General features: G+C 35.5%; 15 protein-coding genes. All 15 read right to left on the bottom strand.

The features are described from left to right. Positions 1-113: 113 nt before the first annotated feature. Positions 114-935: a TlyA family RNA methyltransferase gene (locus CW357_RS13340; RefSeq protein WP_124218297.1), complete on the bottom strand. Its 822-nt coding sequence runs from the start codon at positions 933-935 to the stop codon at positions 114-116. Beyond that, positions 935-2,842, bottom strand: coding sequence for a 1-deoxy-D-xylulose-5-phosphate synthase (dxs, locus tag CW357_RS13335; protein ID WP_124218296.1), 1,908 nt, complete (start codon positions 2,840-2,842; stop codon positions 935-937). The genes CW357_RS13340 and dxs overlap by 1 nt, the downstream gene beginning before the upstream one ends. Positions 2,843-2,934: 92 nt before the next feature. Next, positions 2,935-3,819 carry a polyprenyl synthetase family protein gene (locus CW357_RS13330; protein ID WP_124218295.1) on the bottom strand — a complete coding sequence of 295 codons (885 nt, stop codon included), beginning with the start codon at positions 3,817-3,819 and terminating at the stop codon, positions 2,935-2,937. Continuing rightward, positions 3,816-4,058: an exodeoxyribonuclease VII small subunit gene (locus tag CW357_RS13325; RefSeq protein WP_119416307.1), complete on the bottom strand. Its 243-nt coding sequence runs from the start codon at positions 4,056-4,058 to the stop codon at positions 3,816-3,818. Before CW357_RS13325 ends, CW357_RS13330 begins: the two co-directional genes overlap by 4 nt. Before the next feature lie 3 nt (positions 4,059-4,061). Continuing rightward, entirely contained in the window at positions 4,062-5,414 is a 1,353-nt protein-coding gene (gene xseA, locus CW357_RS13320) for an exodeoxyribonuclease VII large subunit (protein WP_119416308.1), read from the bottom strand. A 206-nt stretch (positions 5,415-5,620) separates the two neighbouring features. Continuing rightward, on the bottom strand, positions 5,621-6,472 hold the full coding sequence (gene folD / locus CW357_RS13315) for a bifunctional methylenetetrahydrofolate dehydrogenase/methenyltetrahydrofolate cyclohydrolase FolD (RefSeq protein WP_119416309.1): 852 nt from the start codon (positions 6,470-6,472) through the stop codon (positions 5,621-5,623). A 38-nt stretch (positions 6,473-6,510) separates the two neighbouring features. Continuing rightward, a complete protein-coding gene (gene nusB, locus CW357_RS13310; RefSeq protein ID WP_119416310.1) occupies positions 6,511-6,885 on the bottom strand; it encodes a transcription antitermination factor NusB in 375 nt (124 codons plus the stop codon). A gap of 412 nt (positions 6,886-7,297) precedes the next feature. Beyond that, positions 7,298-7,708, bottom strand: coding sequence for an Asp23/Gls24 family envelope stress response protein (locus CW357_RS13305; protein WP_119416311.1), 411 nt, complete (start codon positions 7,706-7,708; stop codon positions 7,298-7,300). A gap of 21 nt (positions 7,709-7,729) precedes the next feature. Further along, positions 7,730-9,085: an acetyl-CoA carboxylase biotin carboxylase subunit gene (gene accC, locus CW357_RS13300; protein ID WP_119416312.1), complete on the bottom strand. Its 1,356-nt coding sequence runs from the start codon at positions 9,083-9,085 to the stop codon at positions 7,730-7,732. 14 nt (positions 9,086-9,099) lie between these two features. Then, entirely contained in the window at positions 9,100-9,609 is a 510-nt protein-coding gene (gene accB, locus CW357_RS13295; protein WP_119416313.1) for an acetyl-CoA carboxylase biotin carboxyl carrier protein, read from the bottom strand. Between the two features lie 115 nt (positions 9,610-9,724). After that, positions 9,725-10,270 (bottom strand): SpoIIIAH-like family protein, encoded by a 546-nt coding sequence (locus CW357_RS13290; RefSeq protein ID WP_119416314.1) that lies wholly within the window; start codon positions 10,268-10,270, stop codon positions 9,725-9,727. Positions 10,271-10,272: 2 nt separating this feature from the next. Then, a complete protein-coding gene (locus CW357_RS13285; protein ID WP_124218294.1) occupies positions 10,273-10,650 on the bottom strand; it encodes a hypothetical protein in 378 nt (125 codons plus the stop codon). Positions 10,651-10,933: 283 nt separating this feature from the next. Beyond that, positions 10,934-11,734 carry a stage III sporulation protein AE gene (locus CW357_RS13280; RefSeq protein WP_119416316.1) on the bottom strand — a complete coding sequence of 267 codons (801 nt, stop codon included), beginning with the start codon at positions 11,732-11,734 and terminating at the stop codon, positions 10,934-10,936. A gap of 127 nt (positions 11,735-11,861) precedes the next feature. After that, entirely contained in the window at positions 11,862-12,182 is a 321-nt protein-coding gene (locus tag CW357_RS13275; protein ID WP_124218293.1) for a hypothetical protein, read from the bottom strand. Positions 12,183-12,236: 54 nt separating this feature from the next. Next, a complete protein-coding gene (locus CW357_RS13270; protein WP_119416318.1) occupies positions 12,237-12,461 on the bottom strand; it encodes a SpoIIIAC/SpoIIIAD family protein in 225 nt (74 codons plus the stop codon). Positions 12,462-12,569 lie beyond the last annotated feature (108 nt).

Raw genomic sequence — 12,569 nt, 5'->3', positions numbered from 1 at the left:
TTTGACAACCCCAACAATTAGTATAGAACCTATTTATGCTCTATTATAAATAACGTAACATTATTTCTTTATTTTAACAAGAAAAAACACGGTCTGACAAAGCTCAGACCGCGTTACTTCAACTGTTCATGTGCTTCTTTTACTAACGAAGCAAAATCTGTGTAGGATTTTATTTCTTCCCCAGCTTTTGGATTATAAAGATGGAATAAGAATTCAATATTCCCCTCACCACCTGTTATAGGTGAATAAGATGCATCTTTTACAACAAATCCTATAGATTCAGCAAATGTAGCGATTTTTTCTAGAACTTCTAAGTGCGTTTTTGCTTCCCGTACTACACCTTTTTTTCCGACCTTTTCTTTTCCTGCTTCAAATTGTGGTTTCACTAGAGCGACCACATTTCCACCAGGTAAAAGAAGTGTTTTCAAAACCGGTAAGATGAGTTCTAAAGATATGAAAGATACATCGATTGTTGCAAAATCAGGTAAGCCTTCTACTAAATCGGGAGCTGTTACATATCTGAAATTCGTCTTTTCCATCACTGTTACACGATCATCAGAACGAATTTTCCAAGCTAATTGGTTCGAACCAACATCTAATGCATAACAGTGTTTTGCACCATTTTGCAATGCACAATCCGTAAAACCACCCGTTGAGGAACCGATATCTAGCATCAATTTGTCTTTGACATCCACATCAAACAGTTTTAATGCTTTTTCTAATTTTAAACCGCCACGGCTTACATATGGTAATTGATGTCCTTTAATCGTCAATTCGCTATCGACGGGAATTTTCTCTCCCGCCTTATCGATGCGAACTTCCTTTAAAAAAACTTGACCTGCCATAATTGTCCGTTTTGCTTTTTCTCTTGTTTCACATAAGCCACGTTGTACTAATAATACGTCAACGCGTTCTTTTGGAATTTTTGTTGTCATTATGCTTTCAAACCTGCTTGCTTTTTTGAATTTTTTGCGATTAGATTTTCGATTTTCTTTGCAGCTTCTTCGTCTGTAATATGCAAATCACGAAGCAACAAATCTACACTACCGTGTTCAACGAAAGTATCTGGTATACCCATTCGATCAATCATATCTGTTGAATAACTATGATCATTCGCAAATTCTAATACAGCACTGCCAAAGCCGCCTTCAAGCATTGCTTCTTCAATCGTTAAGATTGGTTTTCCGCTTTGCATAAGGCGATGTAACATTTCTTCATCCATTGGTTTGATGAATCGTGCATTGACAATTTCAACATTTATACCCTTTATAGCAAGAATATTGGCTGCACGTTCAGCTAATGAAATTGTTGTACCAAATGTTACAATTGCTGCATCTTTTCCTTCTCTTAGCACTTCCCATGTACCAATCGGAATATCATGTAATTCAGCATCCATTGGCACACCTAAACCGTTACCACGCGGATAGCGAAGTGCAATTGGACCATCTTCATAATCAAATGCCGTTTTGACCATATGTTGGCCTTCATTTTCGTCTTTCGGCATCATGATCACAATATTCGGCATGTGACGTAAAAACGCAATGTCAAATACACCTTGATGTGTTTCCCCATCTGCACCAACCAATCCAGCACGATCAATACCGATCACAACATTTAAGTTTTGACGACAAATATCATGTAGCATTTGATCGTATGCACGCTGTAAGAACGTAGAATAAATTGCTAAAAACGGTTTTGTACCTGCAGCAGCCATTCCCGCAGCCATTGTAGCCGCATGCTGTTCCGCAATCCCAACATCATAAAAACGATTTGGGAATTCTTTTGCAAATCCTTCTAATTTTGAACCTACAGGCATTGCTGGTGTAATAGCTACCACTCGATCATCTTGACGAGCGATTCGAGAAACTGTATCCGCGATTAACTTGGACCAACCTGGCGCTGCTGTTTTTGATTTAACAAAATCCCCTGTTTCAATTTTATAAGGGCCAGTACCGTGCCAAGTACCAATTTTATCGTTTTCAGCTGGTAAATACCCTTTACCTTTTTTCGTGATTACATGGATAATAACAGGTCCTTGCATTTTTTTAGCGTTTTGTAATGTTTCTTCGAGCATATCAAAATTATGACCATCTATTGGTCCAAGATAAGTAAAACCAAGTTCTTCAAAGAAGACACCAGACACAAGTAAATATTTTAAACTATCTTTTACTCGTTCAGCTGTAGAGGCTAATTTACCGCCTACTGCCGGTATTTTCTTCAATAACATTTCTAAATCGTCTTTTACTTTATTGTATTGGCTCGCTGTGCGAAGGCGACCTAAAATATTATGAACAGCACCAACGTTTGGTGCGATTGACATTTCATTATCATTTAAAATGACGATCATATTTGTTTTTTTGTGTCCAATATGATTCAATGCTTCCAGCGCCATACCACCTGTTAAAGCACCATCACCTATAATTGGAACGATATAATTATGTTCTCCTTTTACATCCCGTGCTGCTGCCATACCCATAGCTGCAGAAAGTGATGTTGAACTATGTCCAGTTTCCCACACATCATGTTCACTTTCGATACGTTTTGGAAAACCACATAATCCCTTGTATTGTCGAAGTGTATCAAATTCTGATGCACGACCTGTAAGGATTTTATGAACGTAAGCTTGATGTCCAACATCAAATAGAAGTTTATCTTTCGGACTATTAAAAGCACGATGAAGTGCGATTGTTAGCTCAACAACCCCTAAATTTGGACCGATATGTCCACCTGTATTCGAACATTTTTTGATTAGAAACTTTCGAATATCATAGCTTAAGTCACGAAGTTGTTTTGAATTTAATTCTTTTAAGAAGGATGGACTTGAGATACTATTTAAATCCATCGCCATCACACACCTTTTCATTGTAGATTCATCGCACATTGTTTTTTACCATTATAGCAGTGATAAACAATTGCACAAAATTAAAAGAGTTTTTATTTGTTACGATGAACAATATATTCGGCAAATTCTTTTAATAAATTACTTTCAGATGGCAATTTTTCTAATGCTTCAATAGCTAAATTATAGTGTACATGAAGTTTGTCTTTTGCTCCATCTAAAGTTAAAAGTGCAGGATAAGTACTTTTATCACTTGCAACATCTTTTCCTGCTGTTTTTCCTAGTTGTTCTGTAGTTCCCACAATATCTAAAATATCATCTTGTATTTGGAAACATAAACCAATATGATGAGCATATTCCACCAAAATGGCTTTTTCCTTTTCAGAGGCGCCTGCCAAGATAGCTCCTGATTCGATACTAAATCGAAGAATAGCTCCCGTTTTATGGACATGCACTTTTTCTAGTTCCGGCAATGTTAGTGACTTTGTTTCTCCTTCTATATCAAGGATTTGTCCTCCTACCATACCTTCTGCGCCAGCTGCTACGCTTAGTTTATCTATAAGTTCTAGACGTTTTTGAGCATCCACTTGTTCCATACGAGCTAAAATACCAAAGGCAATTGTATTTAATGCATCTCCTGCAAGAGTGGCAAAAGCATCTCCATATACTTTATGATTAGTTAATTTACCTCTGCGATAATCATCATTATCCATACTTGGAAGATCATCATGAATTAAAGAGTAGGTATGAATCATTTCAATGACAGCACCTACAGTATAAGCTGCATCATCTTCTACATTGAAATGGTCCATAACAGCTAGTACAAATAATGGTCTAACACGTTTACCACCTGCATTTAATGAATAAAGCATAGCTTCTTTTAATATATCTGGTGCTGTAATTTCTTTTACAAGATCATTCATGCGTTTTTCAACCATTGGAATATTCGCATTCATGAAGTCCTTTAAATGTTGCGTCATTTACCTTTTCCCTCTTCTCCTATTGGTTCAAACGGTGTTTCCTTGCCATTTTCATCCATAACAGAAACAAGTTGTTCTTCAGCTTTCGTTAACTGCTCATGGCAGTACTGTGATAATTGCATACCTTTTTTATATAATTCAATAGCATCCTCTAATGGTACATCACCTTGTTCAAGTTGTTGAACAATTGCCTCTAAATCATTGATTGATGTAGCAAAAGTTTGTTTCTTACTAGTCATCCATTACTCCCCCTTATTTTCCTTTGTAATCGATGTGATTGTTGCATTTGCTGTACCGTCATGTAGATGAAATTCAACTTCATCGTGCTCTTTAATGTCTTTAATCGACTTTAGCACTTTTCCATTGTGATAAGTTAGACTATATCCTCGGGTCATAATAGATAAAGGATTAAGTGCCTCTAGTGTTCTAATGACCGAACGAAATTCTTCTTTTCTTAGATTAAGTTGTTGCAGAACTGCCTTTTTAAGCAATTTTTCATCATTTTCGACTCTCGTCTTTTCATAGCGTAATTGTTGCAATGGTGAGCAAAGCTGTAAGCGATGATCTATTTGAGCAATAGAAAATTTTTGGTTTTTTACATAATCCCGAATACTTTGATGTAATCTATCTTCCATTCTTGAAATTTTTTCAATAAAAGGTCGATAGATTCGCTCTGGATACGCTAGTGGGTAGGATTTTTGTAAGCGCTCTAATTTTGATTTCTCGTGTTTAATACGAGCCTGTGTCAATTGGAATAATTGTGTTTTTCTTGTGAGCAAATATTTTGCCAGTTCTTCGCTACTAGGTACTGCACGCTTTGCAGCAGCAGTTGGTGTAGCAGCTCTCACATCAGCTACTAAATCTGCAATAGTCGTATCCGTTTCGTGACCAACCCCACTAATAACGGGAAGTGCACTTTCGAATATAGCTCTTGCTACGATTTCTTCATTGAATGCCCATAAATCTTCTATAGAGCCACCACCACGTGCCACGATTAACGTATCAATTTCAGGTGTATTATTTGCTTGTTCAATTGCTTTTACAATACTTTTCGCAGCATGTTCACCCTGTACTAATGCTGGGAAAATAACGATATCCGCCAATTTATAATGTTGTTTAATGGTCGTACAGATATCTCGAATAGCTGCACCTGTTGTAGCTGTAACGACGGCCACTTTTCTAGGGAAGGTTGGAATTGGCTTTTTATATAAATCCGAAAAAAGCCCTTCTTTTTGAAGTTTTTCTTTTAACTGCTCAAAAGCTAAATATAAACTTCCAAGTCCATCTGGTTCCATTCCTTGTGCGTATAATTGATATTGTCCGCCACTTTCATAAACGTTTACGTCACCTTTAATCAGTACTTTCATACCGCTTTCAGGATTAAACTTTAATCGTTTAGCACTGGAAGCGAACATAACTGATTTGATCTGTGCTTTTTCGTCTTTCAACGTAAAATAGACGTGGCCTGAGCCATGGTGTTTTACATTTGAAAGTTCCCCTTTTACATATACATTACGTAAATGAGGATCCACATCAAATTTCTTTTTTATATATTTTGTTAATGCTTGTACGGTTAAATAAGGTGTGCTTGTCAAATCTTCAAACTCCTTATCTATCTACTTATTAGCGACTTTTATATTAACGCTTTATAATCATTTCTGTCCTTGGTCTTAGCTATCGATTCAAGTACTCAAGTGATTATTACAGTTGGTCGAGCCAGCCTTAACATTTAAAATAGGCTGTCTTTCGCTAGAAAAACAGCCTTGACGTTACTATTTTACCTGTTTTGTGACCATTTGTCTTATGATAGCTTTTTTTTAGCAGATTGCAATGTATTGAATAATAACATTGTAATTGTCATTGGACCAACGCCACCTGGAACTGGTGTAATTGCTGAAACTTTATCGATGACTGCATCAAAGTCTACATCACCACATAGTTTGCCATTTTCATCTCTGTCCATTCCGACATCAATAACGACAGCTCCATCTTTTACATGTTCTGCACCAATCATTTTTGCACGACCCGTTGCAACTACTAAAATATCTGCTTGTTTAGTTATAGCTTTTAAATCAGGTGTTTTTGAATGACAATATGTAACTGTTGCATCTTTTTGTAGTAATAGTTGTCCCATCGGAACGCCAACAATATGACTTCTACCTATTACGACAGCATGTTTTCCCCTAATATCTACATTTGAATATTCGAGTAATTTCATAACACCAAATGGGGTACAAGGTAAGAATGTAGGTTGCCCTAACAGCATTTTCCCTACACTAATTGGATGAAAACCATCAACATCTTTTTCTGGAGAGATTGTGGCGATTACTTTTTGTTCATCGATATGCTTTGGAAGTGGTAATTGAACTAAAATACCATCAATTGCTGGATTTTCGTTTAAACGTTCAATTTGTTGTAACAATGTTTCTTCTGTGACGTCTGCTGAAAGCTTGATAAGCTCTGAGTAGATTCCCATTTGTTCACATGATTTTTGTTTGTTCGAAACATACGTATGTGAGGCAGGATCGTCACCTACTAAAATAACTGCTAGACCTGGATTAATACCTTGTTCTTTTAAAGCATTCACTTCTTGTTGAATGGATTTTCGAATTGTATTGCCAATTTCTTTACCGTTAATTAGTTTACCTGACATCTTGTTAACACTCCCAAATTCAGCTTTTTTGTAATATATTATGCGAATTTTGATAATACACCATTTACAAATTTACTTGATTTGTCGTCACCAAATGTTTTACTTAGCTCAATTGCCTCGTTTAATACAACACTTTTTGGAGTTTCTGGTGTATACATCAATTCATAAGCCGCTAAGCGTAAAATTGTGCGTTCAATTTTCGCTATGCGATCGAATGACCAATTTTCAAGTTTTTCCGCTAATGCAGTATCAATTTCTGATTGATGTTGAACAGTTCCAGATACTAATTTTTCATAAAATGCATCTGTTCTTTCTTCCATAACGTGTTCCATTGCTTCTTGAATTGTTAACTCTGTATTTTCTAGTTGAAAAAGTGTTTGTAAGGCTTTTTCACGCGCTTCTCGTCGCTTCATGTTAATTTGTTCTCCTTTATACTACTACATCTGGTTATTGTGAGGCACTATTTATTAAAAAATAGCAAGTATCATCACAAAAAGTCCATTATGTGAAGTGTTTCATTTGTTTACAAGTATTTTTATTCTATCATAAAAAAGCCTGAACCGCATGGATTGTTATATGTTTAGAAAAATCAAAATAATATATTAAGAAATAAATGGTAATTGACGAAATTTCAGGTGTAATCATAGCATTTCGAGCCTCAATCTACGGTCATTGAAGTTTAATTTTCAAAATTGCTATTCTAAATAAGAAAATGAGTTAATCCACATTTTCATACTTTTTAAATCCTCCAGAACTCATTTATGTACACTTTCTTTTTCTTCTTCAGCAAAAACAAAAAAGATGCCCGTAAAGGCATCTTTTTTGTTAGTTATCAGTTTTTGCGTCGTTCACCTGGTCAAATAAAATCCCAGTAATATGTACATTCACTTCTTTTGTTGTGTGAGATGTCATATTGGCAATTGCTTCTCGGATTTGAGTTTGAACTTGTTTTGCTACTTTAGCTACAGATACTCCATATTGTACAAAACAATAGACATCCACAATTAAGCCTTCTTCAGTCCACTCTGTTTTAATCCCTTTACCATGAACTTTTTTACCGAATTTTTCTACAACACCAGTTGCGAAGTTACCTCTTGTTTTAGAGACCCCTTCTACTTCTGTTGTAGCAATTCCCGCAATAACTTCAATGACTTCAGGTGCAACCTCAATCTTACCCAATTCATCCTTACCAGAAGGTGTATTTTGAGGTAGAGATTGTACGACTTTTTCAGCCATAGAGTTCGCCCCTTTCACTTATTAAGAATTCATAACGTCATTTTCTTCAAGGAATTTTGTATTAAATTTCCCTGATTTAAATACTTCATGATCCATTAGTTTTTCGTGGAAAGGAATTGTTGTATGGATTCCAGGTCCTTCAACAATAAATTCACCTAAAGCTCGTTTCATTTTAGCAATGGCTTCTTCACGAGTATCAGCATGTACAATTAGTTTTGCAACCATTGAATCGTAATAAGGTGGAATTGCATAACCAGGATACATTGCTGAATCAATGCGGATTCCATTACCACCAGGAGCTAAATAATTTTCAACTTTACCTGGAGATGGCATGAAGTTTTTAGATGGATTTTCTGCATTGATACGACATTCAATCGCCCAACCATTCACTTTCACATCTTCTTGTTTATACACCAATTTTTCACCAGATGCAATTTTTAACTGTTCACGAACTAAATCGATACCTGTAATTGCTTCTGTAACTGGGTGTTCTACTTGGATACGAGTATTCATCTCCATAAAGTAGAACTTGTCCTCTTTGTAATCATATATAAATTCAACAGTACCTGCACCACGATAACCACAAGCTTTTGCTGCTTTAACAGCTGCTTCACCCATTTCAGCACGACGTTCTTCTGATAAAGCTGGAGAAGGTGCTTCTTCAACTAATTTTTGCATACGTCTTTGAACAGTACAATCACGTTCACCTAAATGGATTGTGTGACCATAGTTATCAGCTAATACTTGAATTTCGCAGTGACGGAAATCTTCTATGAATTTTTCTAAGTATACGCCAGGGTTCCCGAAAGCAGCAGCTGCTTCTTTTTGAGTGATTTGCACACCTTTGATCAAGTCTGCTTCATCACGTGCAACACGGATCCCTTTACCCCCACCACCGGCAGTAGCTTTAATAATAACTGGATATCCAATTTCTTTTGCTACTTCAACGGCTTCGTGTTCATCTGCTACTAGACCTTTTGAACCTGGAACAGTTGGAACACCTGCGGCAATCATTGTATCTTTTGCAATATCTTTGATCCCCATTATTTTAATGGCATCTGAAGTTGGTCCGATAAAAGTAATTCCTGCATCTTCACAAGCTTCTGCAAAGCTAGCATTTTCAGCAAGGAAACCATATCCTGGGTGGATACCATCGCAACCTGTTTTTTCAGCTACAGTTAGAATTCGATCAATTTTTAAATAACTATCACTAGAAAATTTTGAACCGATACAATAAGCTTCATCAGCTAATTGTACATGAAGTGCATCACTATCTGCTTCTGAATAAACAGCTACAGATTGAATCCCCAATTCTTTACATGCACGAATAATACGTACCGCGATTTCACCGCGATTTGCGATTAATACTTTTTTCATGTGGTAAACCTCCCTTAGTTTTCTTTTACAAGGAATAAAGGTTGACCGTATTCCACTAATTCGCCGTCATTTACCAGAATTTCAACAATTTCCCCTTGTACTTCTGCTTCAATTTCATTGAATAGTTTCATCGCTTCTACGATACAAACAACAGATTCTTCGCCCACTTTGTCTCCTACTTGAACGAATGCTGGAGATTCAGGATTTGGCGCTTTATAGAAAGTACCAACCATTGGTGACACGATTTTGTGTAATGATGCATCATTTGCTACTTCAGCTTTTGGTGCTGTTTTTTCTGCAACTGGTGCTACTGGTGCTTTTGGCGCTTCAACAACTGGTGCTGCTGGTGCTGTTTGCGCTGGTGTAACTGTTTTAGCAACTGGTGCAGGTGCATCAGTTACAATAGTTTTAGTACCATTCTTTTTAAGTTTCACTTTAGTGTCATCTACTTCATATACGAATTCATCGATTGATGAAGCATCTACTAACTTAATAATTTCGCGAATTTCTTGAATTTTCAACATACATTGCTCCCCTAACTTTTGTGTAATATAATACATCCCTTATTCTATCGCGTTTATTACAATTTTTAAACACTTATTTAAAAATTATCATTATTCAAGAAAATTCGCTCAAAATTCAGTTAATTGTTTCAGATTGAAAATCCACGACTACTTTTCCAGTCTCATTCATCTCTTTTTTTACGACATAAATGATCTCATTTGCTTTTGTTTTTGATAATTCGTTTGCCTGTACTGTAACACGAATTTGGTTGTCCTCAGCTCGTACAAAAGCATCAGAATATCCTAAAGTTTTGATCAACATTTCTAACATTGCTTCGTTAGACTCATCTTTAGTAATTGCATCAATTTCGTTAAATGCATCATTTTTTTCTTCGGCAGTATATTGTGATGAAGCAATTTTTTGAGTTAATGTTTCTTTTAATTCACTACGTTTGTTCTGTAATTCCATACGCATCTCTTCAAACAGATGACTTTCTGTTGTTACTGGAGTAGTTTTTCCTGTTTTACTAGCAATATCACTGATTTGTGTGTCCTTTAACGAATCGCTAAAAATTGCCAGTCCATTAAATGGTGTCACAGGATTAGACAAATAATACACTGAGATAACCGCAACTAAACTTAGTAATGTTAAAAACCATACTGCTTTCTTTTTTACTTTCAAAATTAATCCTCCTTTTTTTCCATTGGTCGTACAACAATACGATGAGATGGTATTTCTAACACACTAGATAACACTGTAACAAGATCTTTTTTTACCGTTATAGAATCAGCTCCTTCTGCCACTACTAAAACGCCTGTTACTTTTTGTTTGCTTTCCGCATTTTGTTGCCAACTAAAATATTGGCTTAATGATGATGTGTCATCATTTTTTGCTTCTCCGCTTGGTTGGTCATAATAAAAGTAGACCATGACCTTCCCTACGCCTTCAATTGAACTTAAAATAGATGTTAATTGGTTATATTGCTGTGAAGCGCTCTTAGATGTATTGACATCATCTTTTGTTCCTTTGGTAAGGCTCCAAAAACCACTAATTAGAAGCAATACAATGATGACTGCTGCAATGAGGAACCGCGTTTTTTTGATGTTTGGTGCTTTTCCAAGGACATCTCCTCCTTCAATACATTAACAACTAGTTCATCTTATGAATGTCTTGTACACAATATGCAAAACTAGTTATAAAAAGAAATAGTTTATACAATATAATGCGACAAACATTTTTAATAGAATATTGGATTCCTCTTCATAATCTTTTGGAATGAGCAATAGGATAATTTTCCCGATAATACTGTATATCAATAAGCCAAACAAGAAGCTAGACACTTTACTATGCTCCTCCCCTGCCAATTTGCATTTGTATCATTAGAACTACCATCATAATAGTAAAAAAGTAAGCAAACGCTATTAAAAAAGAAACCGCACATAATATAAAGAGCGTTTTACTAATATCTTCGATGAGGCCATTCACCTTGCTATCCGTAAATGGTTCTAAAACTGCAGCCATAAATCGATAGCTAAACCCTAAGACTAAAATCTTAACGGTTGGTATGATTGTTACTCCCCAAACTGAGATTAATAATCCAGTGCTTGTCGTCACAATAGCAGTAGAAGAATACGTTTTAAATGTATTGAGCGATTCTGTCACGAGAGATCCAATAATCGGTATATTCTGCTGTATAAGTCTTTTAATAGGTTCAGATATATCATTACTAAAAGATCCGGCAATGACACCATTTGCTGCGAGTAACATGGTGTAGACAACAACAGATGCAGAGACAATACTTAATACTGACATTCGTAGAAAATCTGACATCTTCGCAAATGATAAATCCGGCAACATTCTAGTAATAAAATCAAAAACAAATGCAGCTATTAACATAGGGATTAAAAATTTAGAAACAACTACTAAAATTGTTTGTAAAAACATCAAAAAAACAGGACTAATCGCTAAAACAGAAAATAGTCCTGATCCAAGAAGCAAAGATGAAGTTAACAATGGGGATAACACAACATAAATATGCATCAATTGGTTTGTTATATTTCGCATTTCATCGAATGCATCAAATACAGGACGAATAGTGACCATGATGACAACGATTAAAAAGAAAAATCTTGTCCACTCTTTCATTGATGGAATAAGCCAATTAATACATAGAAACAGGAATGCGTATAGAAAAAAAGAACGTAGTGAAAAAATTTGTTCTTTAAAAGGTTCTAAAAAAAATGCAGTTAGTTGTTCGATTTCCCCACCCTCCCTATGGCACTAATAGCTTTTCCCATTGTTTTAAAAGTTCACCTAACTTGTCCAACCAAAGTGTAGCAATCCAAATTTTAATAGCAAGATGACTAATAAAAGCAATACTACTATAATCGTTTTCTTCAAGGATTTCTGAAATGATAATAGAGCATAAATAGAGCAAGGAACTACCTAATATCAAAGGCAAAAAAGGTAGATCAAACAAGTAAAATGTCTTTAATCTTTGCCAAAAAGGTAGTACTACTCGCATCATTAAATAACTCCATAATATAAAAAAGTATACAATGGCTAATAACCGATGTAGTGCCGGTGACGTCATTTGTATACCTACCAAAAGCAAAAGTGACAGCAATATAAAGAATAAGAACACCATCTATGACGTCATCAACCATTGGAAAAATGTAATGATCTCATCAAAGAAGAGACGCATAAATCTTAATAATTCTATAGTTATATATAAATAAGCAATAAAATTAAGAAAAAATGAAAACTCTTTTTTCCCTGTTTGTTCAAAGAAAACATGCAATAATCCTAAGACAAGTCCTATGCCAGCAATTCGTAATAAATCTTGAAGTTCCGAAGTCGTCCCTCCTCTCATTTCAATTTATGTATAGCTAAAAAAAATATGCAAAAAAGAAAGTATCACTGTGATTTTCTGTCTGCAAAAAGGTGCAGGTTTAAAAACTGATATCTTTGCATGAATGTC

The organism is Rummeliibacillus sp. TYF005, from assembly GCF_003844195.1.
In the GTDB taxonomy this organism is placed as follows: Bacteria; Bacillota; Bacilli; order Bacillales_A; family Planococcaceae; genus Rummeliibacillus.
The sequence above is the reverse complement of the archived record's forward strand: the minus strand, read 5'-3'. Positions and strand labels throughout refer to the sequence as shown.

Coding starts and splice junctions, on each gene's coding strand:
- CW357_RS13305 (WP_119416311.1), bottom strand. CDS start 7,708: ATGGCTGAAAAAGTCGTACAATCTCTACCTCAAAATACACCTTCTGGT.
- nusB (WP_119416310.1), bottom strand. CDS start 6,885: ATGAAGCGACGAGAAGCGCGTGAAAAAGCCTTACAAACACTTTTTCAA.
- accB (WP_119416313.1), bottom strand. CDS start 9,609: ATGTTGAAAATTCAAGAAATTCGCGAAATTATTAAGTTAGTAGATGCT.
- CW357_RS13325 (WP_119416307.1), bottom strand. CDS start 4,058: ATGACTAGTAAGAAACAAACTTTTGCTACATCAATCAATGATTTAGAG.
- CW357_RS13270 (WP_119416318.1), bottom strand. CDS start 12,461: ATGAGAGGAGGGACGACTTCGGAACTTCAAGATTTATTACGAATTGCT.
- CW357_RS13330 (WP_124218295.1), bottom strand. CDS start 3,819: ATGACGCAACATTTAAAGGACTTCATGAATGCGAATATTCCAATGGTT.
- CW357_RS13275 (WP_124218293.1), bottom strand. CDS start 12,182: ATGACGTCACCGGCACTACATCGGTTATTAGCCATTGTATACTTTTTT.
- accC (WP_119416312.1), bottom strand. CDS start 9,085: ATGAAAAAAGTATTAATCGCAAATCGCGGTGAAATCGCGGTACGTATT.
- dxs (WP_124218296.1), bottom strand. CDS start 2,842: ATGGATTTAAATAGTATCTCAAGTCCATCCTTCTTAAAAGAATTAAAT.
- folD (WP_119416309.1), bottom strand. CDS start 6,472: ATGTCAGGTAAACTAATTAACGGTAAAGAAATTGGCAATACAATTCGA.
- CW357_RS13340 (WP_124218297.1), bottom strand. CDS start 935: ATGACAACAAAAATTCCAAAAGAACGCGTTGACGTATTATTAGTACAA.
- CW357_RS13280 (WP_119416316.1), bottom strand. CDS start 11,734: ATGAAAGAGTGGACAAGATTTTTCTTTTTAATCGTTGTCATCATGGTC.